The sequence below is a fragment of the Candidatus Goldiibacteriota bacterium genome, assembly GCA_016937715.1.
GTDB lineage: Bacteria > Oederibacteriota > PGYV01 > PGYV01 > PGYV01 > PGYV01.
In genome coordinates this window covers 1-22,536 of record JAFGWA010000039.1, presented here as the reverse complement: position 1 = coordinate 22,536, position 22,536 = coordinate 1, and the positions used below count along the sequence as shown (strand labels likewise).

At 40.6% G+C, this 22,536-nt stretch carries 24 protein-coding genes; all 24 read right to left on the bottom strand.

What is annotated here, in order from left to right; genetic code table 11:
• Positions 1-22 precede the first annotated feature (22 nt).
• The 24 genes from JXR81_04790 to rpsB all read right to left on the bottom strand — a co-directional run bounded on the left by JXR81_04790 (position 23) and on the right by rpsB (position 22,295).
• Positions 23-361 carry a P-II family nitrogen regulator gene (locus JXR81_04790; protein ID MBN2754166.1) on the bottom strand — a complete coding sequence of 113 codons (339 nt, stop codon included), beginning with the start codon at positions 359-361 and terminating at the stop codon, positions 23-25.
• Positions 358-2,544 carry a tetratricopeptide repeat protein gene (locus JXR81_04785; GenBank protein MBN2754165.1) on the bottom strand — a complete coding sequence of 729 codons (2,187 nt, stop codon included), beginning with the start codon at positions 2,542-2,544 and terminating at the stop codon, positions 358-360. The genes JXR81_04790 and JXR81_04785 overlap by 4 nt, the downstream gene beginning before the upstream one ends.
• Positions 2,544-3,152 carry a chemotaxis protein CheW gene (locus JXR81_04780; GenBank protein ID MBN2754164.1) on the bottom strand — a complete coding sequence of 203 codons (609 nt, stop codon included), beginning with the start codon at positions 3,150-3,152 and terminating at the stop codon, positions 2,544-2,546. The genes JXR81_04785 and JXR81_04780 overlap by 1 nt, the downstream gene beginning before the upstream one ends.
• Positions 3,153-3,159: 7 nt before the next feature.
• On the bottom strand, positions 3,160-4,326 hold the full coding sequence (locus tag JXR81_04775) for a tetratricopeptide repeat protein (protein MBN2754163.1): 1,167 nt from the start codon (positions 4,324-4,326) through the stop codon (positions 3,160-3,162).
• Positions 4,327-5,145, bottom strand: coding sequence for a protein-glutamate O-methyltransferase CheR (locus JXR81_04770; protein MBN2754162.1), 819 nt, complete (start codon positions 5,143-5,145; stop codon positions 4,327-4,329). It lies immediately after the preceding gene.
• A 1-nt stretch (position 5,146) separates the two neighbouring features.
• Positions 5,147-6,529: an HD-GYP domain-containing protein gene (locus JXR81_04765; GenBank protein MBN2754161.1), complete on the bottom strand. Its 1,383-nt coding sequence runs from the start codon at positions 6,527-6,529 to the stop codon at positions 5,147-5,149.
• A gap of 8 nt (positions 6,530-6,537) precedes the next feature.
• Positions 6,538-7,677 carry a hypothetical protein gene (locus JXR81_04760; GenBank protein ID MBN2754160.1) on the bottom strand — a complete coding sequence of 380 codons (1,140 nt, stop codon included), beginning with the start codon at positions 7,675-7,677 and terminating at the stop codon, positions 6,538-6,540.
• A gap of 15 nt (positions 7,678-7,692) precedes the next feature.
• On the bottom strand, positions 7,693-8,109 hold the full coding sequence (locus JXR81_04755; GenBank protein MBN2754159.1) for a hypothetical protein: 417 nt from the start codon (positions 8,107-8,109) through the stop codon (positions 7,693-7,695).
• Positions 8,110-8,326: 217 nt separating this feature from the next.
• Positions 8,327-9,949 carry a hydroxylamine reductase gene (gene hcp, locus JXR81_04750; protein ID MBN2754158.1) on the bottom strand — a complete coding sequence of 541 codons (1,623 nt, stop codon included), beginning with the start codon at positions 9,947-9,949 and terminating at the stop codon, positions 8,327-8,329.
• Positions 9,950-9,966: 17 nt separating this feature from the next.
• The gene (locus tag JXR81_04745; protein MBN2754157.1) at positions 9,967-10,374 is read right to left on the bottom strand and encodes an Rrf2 family transcriptional regulator; all 408 of its coding nucleotides are present in this window, start codon (positions 10,372-10,374) and stop codon (positions 9,967-9,969) included.
• Between the two features lie 323 nt (positions 10,375-10,697).
• On the bottom strand, positions 10,698-10,898 hold the full coding sequence (locus JXR81_04740) for a cold-shock protein (protein ID MBN2754156.1): 201 nt from the start codon (positions 10,896-10,898) through the stop codon (positions 10,698-10,700).
• A gap of 70 nt (positions 10,899-10,968) precedes the next feature.
• Positions 10,969-12,699, bottom strand: a complete 1,731-nt coding sequence (locus tag JXR81_04735; GenBank protein ID MBN2754155.1) for a proline--tRNA ligase — start codon at positions 12,697-12,699, stop codon at positions 10,969-10,971.
• Between the two features lie 185 nt (positions 12,700-12,884).
• A complete protein-coding gene (locus JXR81_04730) occupies positions 12,885-13,457 on the bottom strand; it encodes a hypothetical protein (protein ID MBN2754154.1) in 573 nt (190 codons plus the stop codon).
• A 69-nt stretch (positions 13,458-13,526) separates the two neighbouring features.
• Positions 13,527-13,928 carry a retroviral-like aspartic protease family protein gene (locus JXR81_04725; GenBank protein ID MBN2754153.1) on the bottom strand — a complete coding sequence of 134 codons (402 nt, stop codon included), beginning with the start codon at positions 13,926-13,928 and terminating at the stop codon, positions 13,527-13,529.
• On the bottom strand, positions 13,929-14,117 hold the full coding sequence (locus JXR81_04720; protein ID MBN2754152.1) for a hypothetical protein: 189 nt from the start codon (positions 14,115-14,117) through the stop codon (positions 13,929-13,931).
• Positions 14,118-14,240: 123 nt separating this feature from the next.
• Positions 14,241-15,302 (bottom strand): flavodoxin-dependent (E)-4-hydroxy-3-methylbut-2-enyl-diphosphate synthase, encoded by a 1,062-nt coding sequence (ispG, locus tag JXR81_04715; protein ID MBN2754151.1) that lies wholly within the window; start codon positions 15,300-15,302, stop codon positions 14,241-14,243.
• 66 nt (positions 15,303-15,368) lie between these two features.
• Positions 15,369-16,688 (bottom strand): RIP metalloprotease RseP, encoded by a 1,320-nt coding sequence (gene rseP, locus JXR81_04710; GenBank protein MBN2754150.1) that lies wholly within the window; start codon positions 16,686-16,688, stop codon positions 15,369-15,371.
• The gene (locus tag JXR81_04705; GenBank protein MBN2754149.1) at positions 16,681-17,826 is read right to left on the bottom strand and encodes a 1-deoxy-D-xylulose-5-phosphate reductoisomerase; all 1,146 of its coding nucleotides are present in this window, start codon (positions 17,824-17,826) and stop codon (positions 16,681-16,683) included. Before JXR81_04705 ends, rseP begins: the two co-directional genes overlap by 8 nt.
• A gap of 20 nt (positions 17,827-17,846) precedes the next feature.
• Positions 17,847-18,650 carry a CDP-archaeol synthase gene (locus JXR81_04700; GenBank protein MBN2754148.1) on the bottom strand — a complete coding sequence of 268 codons (804 nt, stop codon included), beginning with the start codon at positions 18,648-18,650 and terminating at the stop codon, positions 17,847-17,849.
• Complete coding sequence (locus tag JXR81_04695; protein MBN2754147.1) at positions 18,643-19,386, bottom strand: isoprenyl transferase; 744 nt, start codon at positions 19,384-19,386, stop codon at positions 18,643-18,645. The genes JXR81_04700 and JXR81_04695 overlap by 8 nt, the downstream gene beginning before the upstream one ends.
• Positions 19,371-19,925, bottom strand: coding sequence for a ribosome recycling factor (gene frr / locus JXR81_04690; GenBank protein ID MBN2754146.1), 555 nt, complete (start codon positions 19,923-19,925; stop codon positions 19,371-19,373). The genes JXR81_04695 and frr overlap by 16 nt, the downstream gene beginning before the upstream one ends.
• Positions 19,926-19,935: 10 nt before the next feature.
• Positions 19,936-20,664, bottom strand: coding sequence for a UMP kinase (locus JXR81_04685; protein ID MBN2754145.1), 729 nt, complete (start codon positions 20,662-20,664; stop codon positions 19,936-19,938).
• 155 nt (positions 20,665-20,819) lie between these two features.
• Positions 20,820-21,422 carry a translation elongation factor Ts gene (gene tsf / locus JXR81_04680; GenBank protein MBN2754144.1) on the bottom strand — a complete coding sequence of 201 codons (603 nt, stop codon included), beginning with the start codon at positions 21,420-21,422 and terminating at the stop codon, positions 20,820-20,822.
• Between the two features lie 30 nt (positions 21,423-21,452).
• Complete coding sequence (rpsB, locus tag JXR81_04675) at positions 21,453-22,295, bottom strand: 30S ribosomal protein S2 (GenBank protein ID MBN2754143.1); 843 nt, start codon at positions 22,293-22,295, stop codon at positions 21,453-21,455.
• Positions 22,296-22,536: the final 241 nt, after the last annotated feature.

Genomic DNA, 22,536 nt, shown 5'->3' with positions numbered 1-22,536 from the left:
GTTCCTCCGCATCATATTTATATCAAAGGGCATCTTCTTTTCTTTCGCCCGTCCTTATCCTTAAAACATCCGTTATTTCAGAAATAAAAATTTTCCCGTCGCCTATCCTGCCCGTCCTGGTGCAGTCAATTATCTCTTTTATCACAGTTTCCGCTTCGGCGTCTTTAACCACCATTTCAATTTTTGACTTGGGCAGAAATTCCACCGCAATGTCCCTGTCCTTCATCTTTTCAAGCTTGCTTTTCTGCACCCCAAAACCTTCAGCGGAGGTTACAGTAAGCCCGCACACACCGGTTTCTATCATGCGCTTTCTTAAAGCTTCAAACTTTGAAGGTGCTATAATTACGGTTATTTTTTTCATTTAATAATCTTTTTTCTTCCGGCAGAAGGCGAAAGCATAAGTTCTTTACGCCATATTTCCACCATTCGGATGTTTTCCTGCGACTGTGTGGCAAATTCGCTGTCCGGATTCAATTCTATATATTTTTTCCACATTTCAATGGCTTCATCCCACCAGCTTTTATTGCGAAAAACTTCCCCAAGCCTGAAATATGCCTCTGACATTTTGGGGTCAATTTCAATCGTTTTGTGGAATTCAATATCCGCCTCGTCCCACCATTCTTTCTTCTGATATGCCATAGCAAGCTTCATATGCGCCGCCGGGTCTTTGCTGCTGCCGGACACGGCGGAAATAAAACATTTTATGGCCTCATCATATTTGGCGGTCTCATAATAAACAGACCCTAAATTTATAATGGCATCCCTGTTATCAGGCTGTAAATCAAGCACTTTTTTATATTCTACAATAGCCTCCCGCAAATGTCCAGTATTTCTATACGCGCCTGCTAAATCGCTGTGAATAATGGGGTTTTTTTCTTCCGTTGCCGCTTTTTCACTTAATTTTGATATGGTTTCCTTAAATACAATGTCCTTCTTTTTGGCGGATTCAAGGTTTTTCCTGGCAACTTCATACCCCGGCTCTATTTCAAGGGCTTTTTCAAAATACTTCTGCGCTTCTATGAAAAAATTCTTTTTATAAAAGGCCACTCCCAGATTGTTATACGCTTTAAAGTATTTTGGATCTATCTCGGCGGCTTTTTTATAATATTCTATCGCTTTTTCCAGATCGCCCATATTCTTGTAAGACACGCCCATACTGTTATAAGCCACCGCGTTTGACGGCTGCATGGAAATTACTTTCTGATATTCAATCACAGCCTCTTCATTTCTTCCTTTATCCGTCAAAACCAGCCCAAGGTATAAATTCACTTCCGGTTTTCTCATGTAATGCGGCTGCATTTCAAGGGCGTTTCTGAATTCCGTTACCGCCTCATCATACCTTTTCTGTTTATAATAACATGTGCCAAGATAATAGCGGGCTTCATTGTCATACGGCTCTTTTACAAGGTGGGCGGTAAGCTTTTTTACCGCGTCTTCAAGAAGGTCCTGCTTTATAAATATCACGGCCCTTTCAAGTTCTATCCTTCTGAATTCCGGGTTTTCCTCTTCCACCGCGTCCAGAACGGCAAGGGCTTTGGCATAATCTCCCATCTCCCTGTACGCCACAGCAATATTAACCTTAGCATCAACAAGCGCCGGGTCTATTTTCAGCGTCTGTTTAAACACCTCTATAGCATCACTTAAAAGGTGCTTTTTAATCAAAAGCTCTCCAAAAAAATTATAGTATAAAGGGTTGCTTCCATTATGTGAAATGGCTTTCTTAATCTCCCTTATCGCGTCGTCAATATAGCCTTTCATTTTATTTACGCGAGCAAGGTTGTAATAAGCCTCTTCTTTTCTGTCTTCTTTCATAGATTCCACAAATTTTTCGCGTTTCTGTGATTTCTCATCATAATGCTCTATTACCAGGCTTTTGTTGGACTGGACAAATGAAGGGTTAAGTTCAATAGCCCTGTTATAACACATCTGCGCTTCTTCATCCCTGCCAAGTTCGCCGTACACAAAACTTAAATTATAATACGCAAGGGCGTATTCTTTGTTTATCTGAATGGCTTTCTTCAGTTCATTTTCCGCCTCTTCATACATGCCCCTTTTATAAAGCGTTTCGCCAAGATTATTCCTTATTTCCGAGTAATTAGGATACTGTTCCAGCGCTTTTTTAAAGACAGCTTCGGCTTTGTCATATTCGCCTGTATTTTTATAAATTATCCCCATAAGGTTTCTGGCAAGCAGGTGTTCCGGATTTAATTCCAGCGCCCGGTTTAAAAGTTTAAGGCTCTCCTGATAATCCCCCGTATAACTTAACGCGTTGCCAAGGTTATAATAGGCTTCCGGGTCACCCGCGTAAAACTGAAGCGCTTTCCGGTATGCCAGGATTGCCCGGTCATATATACCAGTCTGTTTATTTACGGATTTCAGATTTTCCTGGGCCTGGGTGTAGGTGGGATTCATTTCAATTGCTTTCTTAAAATTTTCTATAGCTTCCTGATACATTCCCTTGGAATAATAATACACTCCAAGATTATTTAAAGATACGGCGTCTTCTTTTTTTTCCTGTTTTGAATTATCGTTTTTTTCTTCCACTATGGTTTATTATCCTTTTCAGCGAAAGCTTCCGGTTTTAAAAGCGTCACTATCCTGTCTTTGTCCCTTATAATCCCCGCTATGTATTTTTTATCAGAATCAAAATTATGTTTTGAAGCATTTTCAAAATCAGACGCTTCAAAGTTACGCACCGAATAAACACCATCCGCAAGAAGCCCTATTTTTTCTTCTTTTACTTCCACGATAATAACCCTTGAATTTTCATCAATAGGGCTTTGTTTTCCGAAGATTTTCATCGATAAACTGATTACCGGCACCACATCTTCCCTTATCCCCATAAGCCCAAGGATATATGAAGGCACGCCCGGAACAGGTATTATTTTTTTTGGTTTTATAATTTCCTTGGAAAAAACCACTTCAAGGGCATAAAGTTCTTCGCGTACCTGAAACACTACGACAAGAATACCCTTAAGCATTTCCATAATCTGCTGTTCTTTGATTATGCCGTTTTTTACCAGGATTTTTCCCAGATGCTCGCCTGTGGAAGCCTGTTCCCGCAGGGCTTCATCAAGCTGCTCTTTTGTAATATATTCCGCCTGCAAAAGCAGTGTTCCCAGGCTTTTATCCTGTTTTTTTATTGTTTCCATATTCCGCCTAACCGCCCAGCAGTTTTAAATTCTTTTTTACTATCTCGTTTTCCGGGTTAAGTTCCAGCGATTTTTTCCAGTGTTTTTTTGCGTCTTCAGCTTTGCCTTCTTTAAGGGACATATTTCCCATTTTGTAATAAATATCCCCGTTTTCACGCCCCTTTTCAATTGACTTTGAAAAATATTCCTTTGCCTCTTTATACATAACTTTTTTATAATAAATATTCCCTATATTTTCAAGAATGGTTACATCATCGCCTTTTTTATCCAGAGCTTTTTTATATTCAATGATAGCATCGTCCTGCTGTCCCTCTTCCATGTAGATAAATCCAAGCGCCTTGTGAACCTCTGCGTCTGCGGCTCCCATTTCAGCAACTTTTTTGTATTCTTCTATGGCCTCTTTCTTTTTCCCAAGTTTCCCGTAAATTTCCCCGACAAGAAGGCAAATTTCGGAGGTCATTATGGAATTTTTCGCGCGCTGTAGTTCTTTTAACGCCTGCTCAAACTTACCCTGATTGTAATATAAAATTCCAAGGTTATATGCCACTCCTGTTTCAGCGGGATTCAGTTTAATGGCTTTTTCATAATATTCTATTACTTTGGAATAATCTTTAAGCTCCCTGAACACGTTGCCCAGCATTGAATTTATCCCGGAACTTTTAGGGTTGGCTTTAAGCACCCTTTCATATTCCGCGGCGGCTTCGATGTGTTTCTTCTGCGCTTCATAAATATACCCTGTTTTGAACCTGACTTCGCTGTAATCGGGTTTTAAATCCAGAATGTCCCTGTATATCTTAAGCGCTTCTTCATAATTATCCATTTTAAGGTAAAGATCGCCAAGAGCGTGTTTTAATTCCAGGTCTTTGGGCTTTATCTCAATCGCTTTTTTGTATTCTTCAAGCGCTTTTTCATGTTTACCCATATTCGCGTGCAGTTTGCCAAGGCGCATAAGCGCGCTTATGTTCATAGGGTTAAGTTTAAGAGCCTTTTCATATTCCTGCACGCCTTTTTCAAAATCGCCTTTAAAAACAAGCGCGTTGGCAAGATGAGAATGCACTTCCGCGTCATCAGGATTAATTGAAAGCGCCCTTTCAAACTCTGAAATAGCCTGCCCAAAATTCTTGCTTACCGTAAAGGCAAGGCCAAGGTTTATATGGTCCTGTACCGTCTGCATCTATTCTTCCTTTCCGTCTTCCAGCTTTGTAAAAATGCGTTCTTTTATGTTAATGCACTTAAACTTATCGCGGTATTCCAGAAGCATGGTCTCTGTCTTTCCCATAAAAAAAACTCCGTTTTTTTTAAGCGCTTCATGAAAAAACAGCAGCACACTTTTCTGCAGCTCCCTTGAAAAGTATATTATCACATTTCTGCAGAAAACAAAGTCAAACTGCTCTTTTAAATATGGTTTCATCAGGTTAGCCCTGATAAACTTTACCTTCTTTTTTATTGAATCCTTAATCCTGAAGTAATTGCCGTCCTTTATAAAATACTTTGCTTTCCTGTTGGCGGCCACATTATCAAGCGTGTGCCCTTCATATCTGCCTTCAACAGCCCTGAACAGGATTGCATCATCAATATCAGTGGCGTGAATCTCGTAATCAACACCCTTTACGCCCAGCCTTTCCATTGTTTCTTCAATTGAAACAGCTATTGAATACGGCTCTTCACCGGAACTGCAGCCGGCGCTCCAAACTTTTATTTTTTTACTTTCTTCAAACATCTTCGGCAGAATTTCATTTTCAAATACCGTGAACACTTCCGGATCCCTGAAAAATTCGGTGACATTTATGGTAAGTTTGTCCAGCAGCACCGACATTTCCCTGCTGTCTCTTTCAAGCACATTAAGATAATCAGCGTAAAGCCTTGCCCCAAGCGCGCGCATCCTTACCGCGAACCTTCTTTTTAAATAATTTTCCTTATACTGGCTGACGTCCAGGCCGCGGTCAGCGTGTATCTTTTCCTTTATTTTAAGGTACGCGGTAATCTCATCCATGTCAGTTCAGCTGAATCCCGCCGGCGCCGCCGTTTTCTTCATTTATTATTTCAAGAAACTTACCCACAAGCCTTGAATCAAACTGCGTTCCGGAACATTTTTTCAGCTCGCTGACTGCCGCTTCTTGTGTAAGGGCTTTTCTGTAAGGCCTGTCAGAACGCATTACGGAATAAGCATCCGCTATGGAACATATTCTGGCTCCAAGCGGAATTTCCTCTCCTTTAAGGTTTGAAGGATACCCTTTACCGTCAAAATGCTCGTGATGATAGAGAATAATAGGAAGAATCTCATCAAATATATCCAGTTTATTTAAAATATCAACGCCTTCCTTGGGATGCTGCATTATTACCCCGAATTCCTCCTTGGTAAGCGAAGACGGTTTATTAAGAATACTGCTGCTTATATTTATTTTTCCTATATCGTGCAGAAGCGAGGCATACCGTATTTTTTCTTTTTCAGTTTCCGGCAGCCCAAGTTTTTCCGCAAGTTTTATCGCGTAGGTCATCGTGGCCATAGAATGCCCGTGTGTTTCATGGTCTTTTGTGTCTATTGCAATAGCCAGCGCCTGTATTATTTTTTCATAATTGCCTTTAAGTTTGGAAATAAGGGCGTGTTTTTCCATAATTATAAAGACCTGCTCGCTGAAAAATTCAAGTATATAAATGTCAATTTCCCTGAAGGGCTTTTCTCGCACCGCCACCGTTATTTCACGCAGTTTGTTTTCGTCAAAGACCGGTACAATAACCGCATTAAGGCCGGCCGCCGCAGAAATAAAACCCGTGGAATCGGCGCTGATATTTTTTAACATAAGGTCATTTATTTTTTCCGGCTCTATTTCATCTTTTATCTGGCCGTGCATGTCCCCGTGGGAAAAAACAGAGGTAAGCACCCCGTCCTTTTTTGGTTCTGTTGAATACACAAACATATGTTTAATTCCCATTATAGACTCTATATTCCTTGAAAGCACTTTTCTTACAGAAAGAGAATTAGTGTCCGCTTTAATCTCGCGCAGCATATCATGCGCAAGCATAAGGGAATTAACCACTTTATTTACAAATTCTTTTTCGTCGTCGTCAGAACTTTTTGTTTCAGGTTTTTTTCTTATTTTACCCGAAAAATCCGCAAGCACACAGAGGGCGGCAAGCGAAACAATATAAAAAAATAATTCCGCCGCCTTTAAACCGTTCATGGAATAAAAAATAAAGACAGAAAACAGCGATATAAAGAGGCCGTTGACCCATGACTTAACATATGATAACAGAACCACCAGGCCGCATATCAGGGCAAAAACCCATTTAGTTTCAAGTGCCAGGGGATTAAGCGCGAGAATAAACGCTAAAAATCCGGCCAGAACCTGTAAAGAAAAAATACCGTCCTGTTTCATGAATACCTCTACTTCGCAATAGTTTTTACTGCGTAACCTTCGCCAAAAACCTCGCTCTGCTCAATAACTATCGCCGTTGCACTGCTTTTCATGGAATTTATCACCATAATTCTGCCGGCTACATGATACAGGTCCGCTTCCTTGCTTTCGGGGTCCTGTGTTTCGCGGATTACCTCAAGCTTTTCACCGGGCAGAATGCCTTTATCAAGCCCTATATTTATATAAACAACATCCTTGTTTTTAAAATTAACCGGGCCTTTCACTGTTTTTATTACCCGGCCTTCCCTTTCAACATTTTTAGATTTTATTTTTCTTGAAAGTTTTGACTGATAATCCTTTACTTCCCTGCGCAGTTTGACCTTGTTCTTGTCCCCTATGGGTTCATAACTTTTTGTTATAACCACCTGAAATATATTGTCTTTAATTTTCTTTGTTACCCTTGCCACACCGTTTACTTTGATAAGTTTACCCAGGGCTTCCCCCGTCTCTTTTTCAAAAATTTCCTCGGAATCATCATATATCATAAGTTCGCTGCCTGCTTTTACGCTTTTACCCACCGTTATTTTTACGTAAGCCCGGTCATTATGGACAAGCATAAGTTTATTGTCCACCGTATAAATAAAACCGTCATCCGCGAAATTATCCGATATAAATCCGGCGCGTTCCACAAGTACATATCCCGCGCTTTGAATCTTTCCTTTTTTTTCATCTTCCACAAGTATAAGCTCGCCTTCGGTATCCGCTTCATAATCCACAACAAATTCGCCGTCTTCGCCGCGTTCTTCAAGGTCGCCGTAATCCACGTCCGCCCTTTTTTCCTGCGGGGCCGCATCTTCTTTTTTTCTGGCTATAAATTTTTCTATCTCCGCAGGCTCTGTTTCGCCAGGCAAAAGTATAATTATACCTTCCGTGTCACCGCTTTCATCAACCACTATCGCCTGAGTTGCAGCCGGCTGAACAGTTAAAGGGGTATTCCAGGATGTTTTTTCAGCAGGTATGGGCGGTATAACATCCCGCGCTTCCTCAACAGCTTTTTTTTCTTCTATCTGCTGCGCCGGCCCGCTTGACATTATAAAACCGTCATCATCCGCGAAAAGTAAACCCGATAAAATAAAAAAAGACAGTGCAAGCAGCTGAATTATTTTCATTTTTCACCTTCCCAATTAGAAGTTCCCAAATTCCATAAGCCTGTCTTTGGCTTCCTGATAATTTTTTCCGTTCGGAAAACGTTCCATGTATGCTTTATAGGCAAATCTGGCTTTTGTTCCGTCTATCATGCGGTCAAAAGTCCTTGCCCTGAAGAAATTCACGTCATCAATCCTGTCACTGGATTCATTTTTATCATATTCATCATAAATATCATAAGCTTCAAGGTATTTTTCAACCAATTCAAGGGTCCTTTCATATTTACCAACCGTATAAACATACTTAATATTTTTATACAATGCTTCTTCCAACGCCTGATCCTGCAGTTCTGCCCTTGATTTTTCTTCCCATTTTACACTTATTTCTTCTGCATTGCCGACAAAAACAATCGCAATTATTATAAGAATTGCCGCTATAATACCCAATCCTTTCATACTTTCCTCCTTATAAATTAATATAATAATACATATTAATAATATCAATAATAAGGTATTTTGTCAATTTTGATTATAGGTGTTTTTGCAGGTAATATTTAATAAAACAATGCCACAGAATGAAACAGCCGTTAATTTACAATATTTTAATGTATTTTATAAATAAATAAGCCCGCGGCACAAAACCGCGGGCTTATTGAAAAAAACTAAAAGACTGCTATTTTCCTGACATCATAGCTTCTATATCGGCTTTCACTTCTCCGGTTGCTTTAATATTAAAGTTTTCAACAAGAACCTTTGCCACGCCGGCAGATAAAAACGCGGGTAATGTGGGGCCAAGCCTTATTCCTTTAACGCCCAAAAACAGAAGAGCAAGAAGTACTGCCACGGCCTTTTGTTCATACCATGCAATGTCAAAAGATATCGGCAGCTCATTTATGTCTTTTAAACCAAAAACTTCTTTCAGTTTAAGCGCCACAACTGCAAGCGAATAGGAATCATTACACTGTCCCGCGTCAAGCACGCGCGGTATGCCGCCTATGTCTCCAAGCTGAAGTTTGTTATACCTGTACTTGGCACACCCGGCCGTTAAAATCACAGTGTCTTTCGGAAGGTTTTCCGCCACTTCTGTAAAATAACTTCTGCCGGGCTGCCTTCCATCGCATCCGCCCATTACCACAAACCTTTTAATCGCACCGCTTTTTATGGCATCCACCACTTTATCGGCAAGGGCAAGTATCTGATCGTGCGCAAAACCGCCTATAATTTCACCTTTTTCAAGCTCAACAGGCGGCGGGCATTTTTTTGCAAGTTCAATAACAGCGGAAAAATCCTTTGCCTTTCCATCTTCCCTGTCTGCAATATGTTTTACGCCCGGATATCCGGCCATTCCCGTGGTAAATATCCTGTCTTTGTATGAATCCTTAACAGGTACAATGCAGTTGGTTGTCATTATTATCGGCCCGTTAAAGGTATCAAACTCTTTATTCTGATGCCACCACGATCCGCCGTAATTACCGGCAAAATGTTTGTATTTTTTAAAAGCAGGGTAATAATTTGCAGGAAGCATTTCGCTGTGAGTGTAAATATCCACTCCGGTGCCTTCAGTCTGAGTTAAAAGTTCCGCCATATCTTTTAAATCGTGGCCGGAAATAAGAATACCCGGATTATTTCTTACGCCTATATTAACTTTTGTAATTTCAGGTTTGCCGTATGTTTCTGTATTGGCCTTATCAAGAACCGCCATTGCTTTTACCGCCGCTTCCCCGGTTGCAAGTACAAGCGCCGTAAGTTCGTCCGCGCCAAGGTCTTTGGGAATTGACGCAAGCGCCTTTACGATAAACGCAAACACTTCATCATCATAATAACCAAGCACTGCGGCGTGGTCAGCGTAAGCGGCAATACCTTTAAGCCCGTAAACCATCAGCGATTTTAAAGACCTTGCGTCTTCATTTGAACTGTAACTTAACACGCCTGTTAAAAGGGCTTTTTGTGCGAATTCTTCCTTTGTTGAACCTTCCCACACCGCGCAGTCAGGCGCGTCAGCCGCAGCACCGGATTTGATTTTTAACTCGCCCCTTAATACAAGAGCCTTTCTGATAAGGCTCTCTATTTTATCATCGTCAAAATTCGCGTTTGTGATTGTGGCAAACAACGCCTGACACAAAAATAACCCGTATTTTCTATCTTTATTGCCTGTTTTTTCCGCGTAATACGATATTCCCTGCAGAAGAAATATCAGAAGATCCTGAAGGTTTGAAGTGCTGTCGTTCTTTCCGCATACCCCCTTAGCAGTACAGGCTGTGTTCTTAGCTGTTTCCTGACACTGATTGCAGTACATTCCCATCTTTTGCCTCCTTAATTTTTATTTTGCAGCAGAGATTTTATTGTCATTTTTTCAAAACGGCCCGTCACAAGTTTTTCTATTTTAACTATTTCACGCCTTAACACGCACGTAGGCCGGTTGCAGCAGGGTTTTCCACGGAACATACATTCGGACATTTCAAATCCCTTGTGGTATATTTTTATCAGGTCAATCACTCTTATTTTGCCGGGGTGTAAAAGAAGCCTTACCCCGCCTTCAGCGCCTTCTTTTGATTCAATCACTTTGTTTTTAATCAAAGGCTTTAAAAGCCTTCTCAAAAACGGATATGGTATATTTTGTGCTTTAGAGATTGTTTTTGCCGACACGTAAGAACCGCCGTTACCCGCAAGCACCATCAACGCCCTTACCGCGTAATCAGTGTCCTTATTTATAATTTTCATATCATCTCCTTTTTATTAACTGATACTATTTTAGTATCAGTTAATAAAATTGTCAAGTAAAAAAATAAATATTTTTTAACCGCGGATGTATTGTATTATGCTTCTGACCCGCATTGAGAACCACCGCGTGCCGAGAAATGAAAAAAATAAAACAATGCCTGCCGGATTATGTTTGGGAGAATTATTAAACAACAGCATTTGAAACCGGCATTCAAAAAAAAATACCTGTTTATCCATTTTACGGTTTTATCCTGACGTGCTCTGCGTAAAAAAAAAAGCCCGGGAGCCTTTCGGCGCCCGGGCTTTTAAACGTTATGTAAGGTTTAGGCCTTTGTTACGTTTGCGGCCTGTGGCCCTTTCTGTCCTTCTACGATGTCAAAATTTACTGCTTCGCCTTCTCTAAGGTTCTTAAAGCCGTCCATCTGAATCGCTTCGTAATGTACAAATACGTCCTTTCCGCCTTCCTGTTCGATGAAACCGTACCCTTTCTTTTCGTTAAACCATTTCACTTTTCCTGTTGCCATAATTCTAAATCCTCCTTAAAAACTTTAAACTCTTGCGGTATTAAAACCGCAACTTATGAAGATAAGTATATCATATATTTACGCTTTTTTCCTTATTTATTATATTTATTATTTCCTCAAAGGCCGCGCCCTTGTCCAGCATAACCCGGTTCTTGGGGTCACGCCTTAAAGACATTTCCACCTGCCCGGTAACAAAATTCTTTTCGCCCACCACTATTCTTAATGGAAAACCGATAAGGTCGGCGTCTTTAAATTTTACGCCGGGAGAAATGTCGCGGTCGTCCATTATGACATCCACGCCGGCTTCTTTAAGCTGCTTATACAGAGTTTCACAATAATCCATGCCTTCCTTATATTTTGCGTTAACCACGACAATATTCACTTCATACGGCGCTATTGCCATGGGCCATATTATGCCGTTCTCGTCATTGTTCTGTTCTATAGAGGCGGCCACCACCCTTGAAACGCCTATTCCATAGCAGCCCATTACCATTTCCTTTGATTTTCCTGATTCATCAAGAAATGTGGCTTTCATGGATTTGGAATATTTATTACCCAGGAAGAACACATGCCCCATTTCTATGCCTTTCTGTTCGTTTAACACCCCGCCGCACTTGGGGCAGCTGTCCCCTTTTTTAGCGGCCGCAAAATCCGCAATAAAGTTTTCCTGATAATCCCTGCCGCGGTTAACCCCTGTGTAATGGTAGTCATTCTCATTTCCGCCGGTGACTGTATTCTTTAAATATGCAGCTGTTTCATCCACTGCCAGCCTAACTCCCTTTTCCCTTAAATTAATAGGCCCCGCAAACCCGACAGGCGCGCCGGTTTTTTCAAGTATTTCTTCAGGTGTGGCAAGGCGCAGCTCTGCCGCGCCAAGGGCATTTTTTAATTTAACTTCGTTAATTTCCCTGTCGCCCCTGATAACAGCTCCCGCCATTTTTTTACCGTCAACTATGTAAAGGATTGTCTTTGCTGTCTCTTCAGGCTTTTTCCCCAAAAATGCCGCAAGTTCTTCCACTGTCCTGATATTGGGGGTGTGGACTTTGGTAAGCGGTTCTTCAGAGGTATCTTTTGGCGCGTCTTTTTTGAAAGCCGCCTTTTCCATATTCGCCGCGTATTCACAATTTTCGCAGTAAATTATTGTGTCTTCACCTGTTTCAGCCAGTACCATAAATTCCGATGATAAATTGCCGCCTATGGCGCCGGAATCCGCTTCAACAGCGCGGAATTTAAAACCGATTCTCTTACAGATCTTAACGTAAGTTTCAAACATGTTTTTATAACTCTTCATCGCACCTTCTTCATCGCGGTCAAATGAATAAGCGTCCTTCATCAAAAATTCCCTTGAACGCATAACGCCAAAACGCGGCCTTATTTCATCGCGGAACTTTCCCTGTATCTGGTAAAGGTTTATCGGAAGCTGTTTGTAAGAGTTTACTTCCCTTCTTACAAGGTCGGTTATAACTTCTTCATGAGTGGGCCCAAGCGCGAATTCGTTATCGTGCCTGTCCTTTATTCTCATAAGTTCTTTCCCGTAAACATTCCAGCGGCCTGTCTCTTTCCACAGTTCGGCAGGGGACAACACAGGCAATAAAACTTCCTGCGCGCCCGCTTTGTTCATCTCTTCCCTTATTATATTTATTACTTTCTGGAGCGATTTGAACCCCAGCGGCATCCAGTCATATATGCCCGCCCCAAGTTTTTTTATCATGCAAGCGCGCAGCATGAATTTATGCGCGACTGTTTCCGCCTCTTTGGGCGTCTCGCGAAGAGTGTTTATCAGAGCATTACTGAATCTCATTTTATTACCTCCGAAAATATATATTTGCAATAAATATAATATAGAACTTAACACATAAAAAGCCGAAAAACTAATGATTTTTACTTTTTAGCCGATTTTTAATATACCCTTAAATTAATCATGGATTGAAACTCAGGAATACTGTCTAACCCAACAAATCACATTCAGGAATAAATATCTTTAAATCAAATATTTATGCTTACAAACAATCCCGAAGTATCCGGCTGTATAATTGGATATACACTTAAACCTGACTCTTTTGATATTGGTATTTGTCTTTCAAACATCATCATGGCTACAGAAACACTTGCAACAAATAATCCCAACCATCCCCTTATTTGTTGTTCGGTATTTTTTGTCACATAACCATTGATTATACCGTAATACGGATAAAGAATAATGCCTCCTAATCCTAAAGAAAATAAACCTGTTCCTAAACCAGACAAAGAATTATCATTTTTTCCCCCACTCAGAACTCCAATTCCAATACCGACAATGGCTGCGCTGTCACAGATTATTGCGTAAGTCAGATTTTTATCTGCACAAATTTCATAATTGAAATAGATAAGCGTTGCACCAAATACCCCCATCATTAAAGGCGAATCAATAATTGAACGCCTATAATAATATTCTTCTTTAGGTGTATTCTGTATATATGAACCATTATCGTCGGCTTTACTGATAGGGTTAGAAATTGTTTCGGCAATACAGAACTTAGAAATAATCAGTAGAATTGAAATTATAATTAATTTTTTCATTTCTCCCCCTGATAAACATTTAAAATATTTTAAACTCAGTCCGTTATTTCATTAAATCATTAAAAAATATTAACTTTTTAAAAGCGTAAATGTTTTTCGCGGATAGTTTACGGTTAAGATAAATTCCGAAAGAAAACTTTTCACCCCTAAAAGAGGGGTATGCAGGCCAGGCATAAAATCTATGAGTACGTTTGATATAATAAGCCCGTCTATTTTAATATTAACTGTATGAGAATAAGCGGTTGAAATACCGCTTCCCGTCCTGATAGTTTTCGGCTTTCCTTTTCTTAAATTGTGCCCAAGTATTTCTGCCAAATCCTGCGGCATTGCGCATTCATCAGCACCTGTATCAATAAGAGCAACAACAGAAATTGCCTTATTTGTATCCGGATTTTTTAATTCAATTTCCAGCCAGGGCCTTGGAATCTGGCCCTGTGCCAGCAGTCTAAAAGGTTTAGTTATGCTGAACATTTAATAAATATGCACCGTATTTTTTTCAGGAACATATATTAATAAAGGTTTTTCAACACCCGTCTTTACCGCTTTATCAAAAGCTATTTTCATACTGCTTCCGCTTGCAATAACCTTGGTGTCATTCATACTTTTTACAGCCACATATTTACCCTGATACTTTTTTTCTTTAATCATTACCTGATGCATTTTTTCTCCTTGAAAACGTCATTGTTACAGTAATTATAATCTTTATATTTTCTTTGTCAATCATTCTAACGTATAAAACCAGTCTGCAACTTGATAACATACTTTAGAATTATACTGCCATAGTTATTTTATAAACTTCATCAGTTCTTTATTAAACTCTTTTAAAAGGTCTTTTTTAGGGACGCGTTTTATAATTTTGCCTTTAACCGTTATAATCCCTATTTTTTTTCCCCCGGACACGCCTATATCCGCGTGCGCGGCTTCGCCGGGGCCGTTAACAGAGCATCCCATTACCGCCACTTTAAGGGGTTTTGGAATGTACATTGTCATTTTTTCCACGTCTTTGGCAAGTTTTATTACGTTAATTTCCGTCCTTGCGCATGTGGGGCACGATATTATTTCAACGCCGTATCTGCGTATACCAAGGTTGGAAAGCATTCTGTACGCGGCGTAAACTTCAAGCTCCGGCTCTGCCGTTAATGATACTCTCATTGTATCGCCAAGGCCTTCATATAAAAGTATGCCAAGCCCTTCAGCGGATTTTATCATGCCCGATATTTCCGTGCCCGCCTCTGTAATCCCTATATGCAGCGGGTAATCGCGCTCTTTGGAAAATAGTTTGTACGCTTCCACTGTGGTCATTACATCTGACGCTTTCAAAGATACAACAATACTGTTAAAATCATGTTTTTCAAAGGTTTCAATGTGTTCCATAAGGCTGGCTGTCATTGTATTGGCGTCAGCGTTATTACTTTTATTCTTAAGCGTGTATTTTACGTTTTTCTGAAGCGATCCCGAATTAACACCGATACGTATCGCGGTTTTATATTTTTTGGCGGCGTTTATAACAGCTATTACCTTTTCTTCACTTCCTATATTGCCCGGATTTATCCTTATCTTGTCCGCGCCGTTTTCCATTGCCTCTATGGCAAGTTTGTAATCAAAGTGGATGTCGGCTATAAGCGGAATATTTATTTTCCTTTTTATCTGTTTTAACGCCAGCGCGGATTCATGGTCAGGAACGGAACAGCGGACAAGTTCACACCCGGCTTTTTCAAGCCTTTTTATCTGTCCTATTGTACCCTTTATGTCTGTTGTTTTTGTGTTGGTCATGGACTGCACGCGCACAGGCGCGCCGCCGCCTGTTTTTAAACCGCCGATTATAACTGTTTTTGTTTTATGCATATCTTCCTCTTTATATCATTTTGAAAACAACTTCCAAAACTTACACACCATTAAAACATTTAAAAACTACACTTTGAAAAACAGCCTTACGATATCCTTATACGTGACAAACACAAGCAGGGCGATTAATAAAAACCAGCCAAGCTGCATTAAAGCTTCCTGTACCCTTAAAGATACCGGTTTTTTTGTTATGCCCTCAATTGTAAATATCAGCGCAAGGCCGCCGTCCAGCGGCAGTACAGGCAGAAAGTTCACAATAGCTAAATTAATATTTATAATAGCAAAAAGCATAAGCAGGTTTATTATCCCGGTTTTGGCCACTTTGTATGATATTTCCATGACACCGATAGGCCCTGCCACATCAGCCGCCATTTTTCTTGTTATCATCCTGTATATGGATTTGACAGTAAGCGAAGTCAGTTCCCATGTTTTATCAACAGCCTTGCCAAAAGCAATTATCGGATTGTACCTTTCTTTTATCGCATTATAGGCCGGAACTATTCCCGCAATATACTTAATTTCATTTTCATTTTTTTGTTCTTTCGGCGTAATTTTGAACCTCATAATGGCGCCGTTTCTTTCCGCTTCAATTATAGTGTCTTTACCTTTTGTGTTCTGCATTTGCGCTTTAAAATCTTCCCAGTATTCCGTCTTATTTCCGTTTACTGAAATAAGTTTATCGCCTTTTTTTAAGCCGGACGTTTCCGCGGGATAACCCTTTTCAAAACTGTCAATATACATTGTTTCCGCAAGCGGGCTTATGCCTATAAATGGCCTCTTTTCTTTTTCGTTAAGAATGGTTACGGATTCTTCTATCTTTGGAATTACTTTAACCGTTTCTTCCTTACCCGCACGCGTTAATTTAATTGTCATTTCTTTTTCGCCGGCTTCTTTTATGCCTTCTGATAAATCTTCCCAGTATTTTACTTTTTTACCGTTTATTTCTGTTACCAGGTCGCCTGTTTTAATACCCGCCGCAGCAGCAGGATACCCGTCTTTAATTTCTCCAACCTGCGGTTTTAAAACATCAGTGCCAGCCATTAAAACTACCCATATTAGAAATACGGCAAAAACATAGTTCATGAAAACCCCGGATACCGCAACAAGCAGTTTTTTTGGAACCGGCTGGTTTAAAAAAGCATTTTCATTTTCCGGATGCGCTTCTTCGGGGTGTTCCCCTTCAAGTTTTACAAATCCGCCAAGGAAAAAAAGCCAGGAAATCATGTATTCAGTGTCCCCTTTTTTAAAAGACACAATAGGCGGCCCCCAGCCGATGGAAAACTTTTCAACCTTTATTCCCTGTGCTTTTGCCGCCACAAAATGACCAAGTTCGTGTACAAGAACCGTTATGCCAAGGGCAACTACTATATACAATACTTCAACCATTTATAATCTCCTCTGCCGCCTGCCTTGAAAGCAGGTCAGTTTTTAATATCTGTTCCAGATTTGGATTTTTTATGTTTTTATGCAATAAAACCGTTTTTTCAACTATGTCAGTGATTCTGTCAAAGGTAATGCGTTTTTCCAGAAACGCGTGTACGGCTGTTTCGTTTGCTGCATTCATGCACGCCGGCATTGTACCGCCGGCTTTTCCGGCTTTTAACGCGATTGAAAAAGCCTTAAACTTTGTAAAATCCACCGGGTAAAATTCAAGCCTGCCCGCCTGCGCAAGATTTAACGGTTTTACAATACCCTGCCTTCTTTCCGGATATGTTAAGGCGTACATGATAGGAAGTTTCATGTCCGGATTTGAAAGCTGCGCCATTACAGAACCGTCTATGTATTCCACAAGCGAATGCACTATGGACTGCGGGTGTATCACCACTTCTATTTTTTCAAAAGGAATATCAAACAGGTAGTGCGCTTCAATCACTTCCAGCCCCTTGTTCATTAACGTGGAAGAATCAATGGTTATCTTTCTTCCCATCTTCCAGGTTGGATGTGCCAGCGCCTGTTCCACTGATATTTTTTTAAAGTTTTCAAACGGCGTATTTTTTAAAGGGCCTCCTGACGCGGTAATGATAAGCTTTTTTATGTATTCTTTTTTATTTCCCTGCATTGCCTGGAAAACAGCGTTATGCTCGCTGTCAACCGGAAGTATGGTGGCGCCGTATTTTTTTACCTCTTTTTTTATAAGTTCACCGGCTATTATCAGGGCTTCTTTGTTTGCAAGGGCGATTGTCTTGCCTTTTCTTATGGCGGATAAAAGGGGAACCATTCCCACGGCGCCGACAACAGATAATAAAATTACGTCAGCTTCTTGTAATACCGCAAGTTCAATAAGCCCTTCCATGCCGGATAAAACCTTAATACCTTTAAGTTTCTTTTTTAAAAATTCCGCGGCCTTTGTATCAAGCATGGCAATATATTTAGGCTTATATTTTTTTGCCTGTTTTAACATTTCCCGCGCGTTATCATTGGCTGACAGGGCAATTACTTTATAATCTGACAGCGGCCCGTCAAACAGTTCAAGCGCGGATTTTCCTATGGAGCCTGTGGAACCCAGAATTGCTATTTTTTTCAAAATTTATCCTTTTGTCTCCGTTACATCAGAAAAGTTTTTATGTAAAAATATAATACCGGGGCATTGAACATCATAGAGTCAATTTTATCAAGGGCCCCCCCGTGTTCAGGCAGTAAATCGGATGAATTTTTTACGCCCGCGTATCTTTTAATTACCGATTCCGCGATATCGCCTACCTGTCCGGTGAAAGATAATATAACAGCAAGTATCATAACGTGGTGTATCGCAATAAACCCTTTTGGCAGCACAGTTAAGGAAACAACTGCCGCCACAATTACATTTACTATGACTCCGCCTATGCACCCTTCAATTGTTTTGCCCGGCGACAGTTCAGGTATAAGTTTATGCTTTCCGATTGAAGACCCCACGAAATACGCTCCTCCGTCATAGGTAAGCGTTAAAAGTCCAAGAAGGAATACCCACCAGCTGCCTCCCGGTTCTATAAACCTTAACAAAATCCCAAACGAACCAAGAATTGTAATATAAAACACAGGCCCAAGAGTATTAAATACTCTGGGAAGGCCTTCAACATCTTTTTTTAAAACCACCATAAAGAACAGACCCATTATAAAAAGCGCGGAAGCAAAAAATACGTAGGACTTTTCCATCTGCATGGTAATTAAAGCAAGAACCACAAAAGAAATCGCAAGCCCTGTAAGCCTGAAATTTTTATCCCCTTTATTTTCAAGCATCACGTACAGTTCGTTTAACGCCATAGTAAGCGCGATAATGTTAAGCGCGACAAAAAAATAAGGATTCGGATAGAAAATAAGAAAAACAAATACCGGAAGAATAATAAGCGAGATTATAATTCTTTTAACCATTTGTAAGCCCTCCGAACCTTCTGTCGCGTTTTTGATATTCTTCAATAGCCGCGATAAGTTCTTTTTTTCTGAAATCCGGCCACAGAGTGCCGGTCACGTACAGTTCCGAATAAGCAAGCTGCCACAATAAGAAATTACTTATTCTCATCTCTCCGCTTGTCCTTATCATCAGGTCCGGGTCAGGTATGTTTTTTGTGTAAAGGTTTTCTTCTATCATTTTTTCGGTTATATCAGAAGGTTTAACTTCGCCTGTTTTAACCTTTTTTGCTATCTTAATAAAAGCCTTTTTAATCTCGTCACGGGAGCCGTAGTTTAAAGCCAATATCATAGTAAGGCCGGTATTTTTTAAGGATTCTTTTTCAAGCGCGTTTATCTTTTTTATTACAACAGAAGGCAGTTTTTTTCTGTCTCCGATTGATTTAAACCGTATATTATTTTTCATAATAGTTTTGCGTTCGCGCTTTAGATAAGAATCAAGCATTGACATTAAAAATTTCACTTCAGGTTTTGGGCGCTTCCAGTTTTCTGTGGAAAAAGCGTAGAAGGTAAGGTATTTTATCCCTATTTGCGCGCACGTCTCCGTAATCACCCTTACGGATTCCGCTCCCTCTTTGTGCCCCATTATTCTGGGCAGTCCCCTTTTTTTTGCCCATCTTCCATTGCCGTCCATAATAACGGCAATGTGAACCGGCAGGCGGTTTTTATCCACAATATTTATCCTTAAATCTTCATTAATTCTTCTTCTTTTTGTTTGGCTATGTGGTCAATATCCGCTATGGCTTTATCGGTTATCTTCTGAATTTTGCCTTCCGCGTTTTTTAATTCGTCTTCTGACACTTCTTTATTTTTTTCTTTTTCTTTTGCTTTTTCATTCGCGTCACGGCGTATGTTTCTTACGTCCACCTTTGTCTCTTCGGCCATTTTTTTTACTTTTTTTACCATGTCTTTCCTTGTTTCTTCGGTTAATTCAGGAAATCTTACTTTAAGCGAATCGCCGGTATTTGTGACAGAAACTCCCAGGTTGGATGCCAATATAGCTTTTTCTATTTCTGACAAAGCCCCTTTGTCCCAGGGCTTAATATCTATTGTCTTGGCTTCTATGACAGCCATACTTGCAACCTGATTTATCGGCATTTCATTTCCATAATAGGGAACCTTTATTCCGTCAAGCACGGAAGTACTTGCCCTGCCCGTCCTTAATGACCCAAGTTCCTTGATAAAATGTTCCGTGGTTTTTTTCATTTTGCTTTCGCATTCCGCGAATATCTGGTTCATATTGCCCTCCTTAGCTAATGGTTGTGCCTATGTTTTTCTTCTGCACAACTTTCTTTACGTTCCCCTTTTCCTTCATGTTAAATATAACCAGCGGTATATTATTTTCCATGCAAAGCGATATCGCCGTAGAATCTATTACTTTTAAATTCTTGCTTAACACATCCATATATTTTAAAGCTGTATAACGTTTGGCATTTTTATCAGTCATTGGGTCGCCGCTGTAAACGCCGGAAACCTTTGTGGCTTTTAAAAAAACTTCCGCGCCTATTTCAATTCCCCTTAAAGCCGCGGCGGTATCGGTTGTAAAATAGGGGTTTCCTGTGCCGCCCGCGAAAATAACCACCCGCCCTTTTTCAAGGTGCCTCATAGCCCTTCTTCTGATATAGGGTTCCGCTATCTGTTTCATTTCAATTGCCGTTAAAACCCTTGTCTGAACGCCCATGTGCTCTAAAATATCCTGCACAGCCATAGCGTTTATGATTGTGGCAAGCATCCCCATGTAATCGCCTACCACCCTGTCTATCTTTATCTTTCCCCTGCCGCCCCGGAAAATGTTTCCGCCGCCTATTACCACGCCTATCTGAACTCCCATTTTCTGAACTTCTTTTATCTCTGAAGCAATCCTGTGAATTGTTTCATAGTCAATTCCGCTGCTTTTGTCCCCGGCTAAAGCTTCGCCGCTTATTTTCAGCATTATGCGTTTGTAGTTTTTCCCGCCGGATTTTGCCTTTTTAGCCATCAGAGTCTCCGCCTTTTTTCAGGATACAGGTATAATTGCATTAAATTAAGCCCTTAAAATACTATCCCCTCCCCAGGTTAGTGAGGAGGGGAATTGTTAATTATTATAAAACATCCGCCTTTAAATCACAATGAAATATTAAGGTTTTGGCTGTGTTAAACATTTTCTCCAAGTACAAACCTGGCGAACCTTTTAACAGAGATATTTTCGCCGATTTTACCTATTTTTTCCTTAACAAGCGTATCAACATTTTTGGTGTCGTCTTTCACAAAAAGCTGTTCCAGCAGGCATACTTCGCTGAAATATTTGTCCAGTTTTCCAAGCACAATCTTTTCAATGATATTAGCCGGCTTTTTTGTTTCCGCCATCTGTGCCGTATATATTTCTTTTTCTTTCTCAATGACTTCAAGAGGCACTTCTTCACGCCTTACATAAAGCGGATTCATTGCCGCTATCTGCATTGCTATATCTTTGCACAGGTCCTTGAAATCTTCTGTCCTTGCCACAAAATCTGTTTCGCAGTTCACTTCAAGCAGCACACCCACTTTTCCTTCGCCGTGGATGTAGCTGAATATCAGCCCCTGATTAGCTGATTTTCCCGCCCTTTTACCGGCAGACGCAATTCCTTTTTCACGCAGCCACTCGCCTGCTTTTTCAATATCGCCTTCGCATTCCATAAGAGCCTTGCGGCAGTCGCCGATGCCGGCGCCTGTTTTTTCCCTTAATTCTTTTACCAGTTCAGTTGTCACTTCTGCCATTTTATATCACCTTTTTTTATAGTTTGGATACTACTTTGCGCCTTCCGGCTTATCTTTAAATACTTCAGCGTAATTCGTGTTATCAGCCGCAGCAGCAGCAACTTCCGCCGCGTTTTCCATTCCTTCAACAGACTGTTCTTTTGTTTTTTCTGATTCTTCCTTCTGCATTGCCACTTCTTTTTCTTTTTCCATAGCCACTTTTTCTTCAATAATGGTATCAGCCATAATCTTACACATAAGCCTTACAGCCCTTATAGCGTCGTCATTACCGGGGATTATTTTGTCTATTCCGTCAGGGTCGCAGTTTGTGTCAACAACAGCCACTACCGGAACTCCAAGCCTGTTGCCTTCGCGTACGGCATTTTCTTCCCTTTTTACGTCTATGATGAAAAGCGCTCCGGGAAGTTCGTTCATATCCTTTAAGCCGCCAAGGTTATTCTGCAGCTTTTTCATTTCTTTAATCATGTTCATTTTTTCTTTTACCGGATAGCGGTTGATGTAACCGGTTGCTTCCATATCTTCAAGCTGTTTTAAACGGGCCACCCTGGTTTTGATTGTGGTAAAGTTGGTAAGAATTCCGCCAAGCCAGCGTGACGCAATGTAAGGCATTCCGCAGCGTATGGCTTCTTCTTTGATGGCGTCTTTGGCCTGTTTTTTGGTGCCGACAAATATAACTTTTTCGCCGTTCCTGACGATGGTCCTTAAGTACTGTGAAGCTTCCTTGGTGTACTTTAAGGTCTTCTGAAGGTCAATGATGTAAATCCCGTTCCTTGCGGCAAAGATATAAGGTTTCATCTTTGGGTTCCATCTTTTGGTCTGGTGTCCGAAATGGACGCCTGATTCAAGCAGGGCTTTCATGGTAATCTGTGGCATAGTATTCCTCCGTACCGGTTTTTTCGCCTCTGTTTTCATCATCTCCCGCGGCACCCTTATGATAAAGGGACCAGCCGCAAAATCCGAAAACATGCGTTTTTTAAAAGTCTGCAAATGATATCAGATTTTACCCTATAAGACAAGTATTTTTTATGAATTCAGGTAAAAATTCAGGCAAGGACGGCGGTGTTAAGAATTTTTACCTCTTTGACGTATTCTTTCATTATTTTAGCGAACTCGT

Bases quoted from the DNA above. Each gene is read 5' to 3' on its own strand.
- JXR81_04790 (MBN2754166.1), bottom strand. From the start codon at position 361: ATGAAAAAAATAACCGTAATTATAGCACCTTCAAAGTTTGAAGCTTTA.
- JXR81_04780 (MBN2754164.1), bottom strand. From the start codon at position 3,152: ATGGAAACAATAAAAAAACAGGATAAAAGCCTGGGAACACTGCTTTTG.
- JXR81_04775 (MBN2754163.1), bottom strand. From the start codon at position 4,326: ATGCAGACGGTACAGGACCATATAAACCTTGGCCTTGCCTTTACGGTA.
- JXR81_04770 (MBN2754162.1), bottom strand. From the start codon at position 5,145: ATGGATGAGATTACCGCGTACCTTAAAATAAAGGAAAAGATACACGCT.
- JXR81_04765 (MBN2754161.1), bottom strand. From the start codon at position 6,529: ATGAAACAGGACGGTATTTTTTCTTTACAGGTTCTGGCCGGATTTTTA.
- JXR81_04760 (MBN2754160.1), bottom strand. From the start codon at position 7,677: ATGAAAATAATTCAGCTGCTTGCACTGTCTTTTTTTATTTTATCGGGT.
- JXR81_04755 (MBN2754159.1), bottom strand. From the start codon at position 8,109: ATGAAAGGATTGGGTATTATAGCGGCAATTCTTATAATAATTGCGATT.
- hcp (MBN2754158.1), bottom strand. From the start codon at position 9,949: ATGTACTGCAATCAGTGTCAGGAAACAGCTAAGAACACAGCCTGTACT.
- JXR81_04745 (MBN2754157.1), bottom strand. From the start codon at position 10,374: ATGAAAATTATAAATAAGGACACTGATTACGCGGTAAGGGCGTTGATG.
- JXR81_04740 (MBN2754156.1), bottom strand. From the start codon at position 10,898: ATGGCAACAGGAAAAGTGAAATGGTTTAACGAAAAGAAAGGGTACGGT.
- JXR81_04735 (MBN2754155.1), bottom strand. From the start codon at position 12,699: ATGAGATTCAGTAATGCTCTGATAAACACTCTTCGCGAGACGCCCAAA.
- JXR81_04730 (MBN2754154.1), bottom strand. From the start codon at position 13,457: ATGAAAAAATTAATTATAATTTCAATTCTACTGATTATTTCTAAGTTC.
- JXR81_04725 (MBN2754153.1), bottom strand. From the start codon at position 13,928: ATGTTCAGCATAACTAAACCTTTTAGACTGCTGGCACAGGGCCAGATT.
- JXR81_04720 (MBN2754152.1), bottom strand. From the start codon at position 14,117: ATGCATCAGGTAATGATTAAAGAAAAAAAGTATCAGGGTAAATATGTG.
- ispG (MBN2754151.1), bottom strand. From the start codon at position 15,302: ATGCATAAAACAAAAACAGTTATAATCGGCGGTTTAAAAACAGGCGGC.
- rseP (MBN2754150.1), bottom strand. From the start codon at position 16,688: ATGGTTGAAGTATTGTATATAGTAGTTGCCCTTGGCATAACGGTTCTT.
- JXR81_04700 (MBN2754148.1), bottom strand. From the start codon at position 18,650: ATGGTTAAAAGAATTATAATCTCGCTTATTATTCTTCCGGTATTTGTT.
- frr (MBN2754146.1), bottom strand. From the start codon at position 19,925: ATGAACCAGATATTCGCGGAATGCGAAAGCAAAATGAAAAAAACCACG.
- JXR81_04685 (MBN2754145.1), bottom strand. From the start codon at position 20,664: ATGGCTAAAAAGGCAAAATCCGGCGGGAAAAACTACAAACGCATAATG.
- tsf (MBN2754144.1), bottom strand. From the start codon at position 21,422: ATGGCAGAAGTGACAACTGAACTGGTAAAAGAATTAAGGGAAAAAACA.
- rpsB (MBN2754143.1), bottom strand. From the start codon at position 22,295: ATGCCACAGATTACCATGAAAGCCCTGCTTGAATCAGGCGTCCATTTC.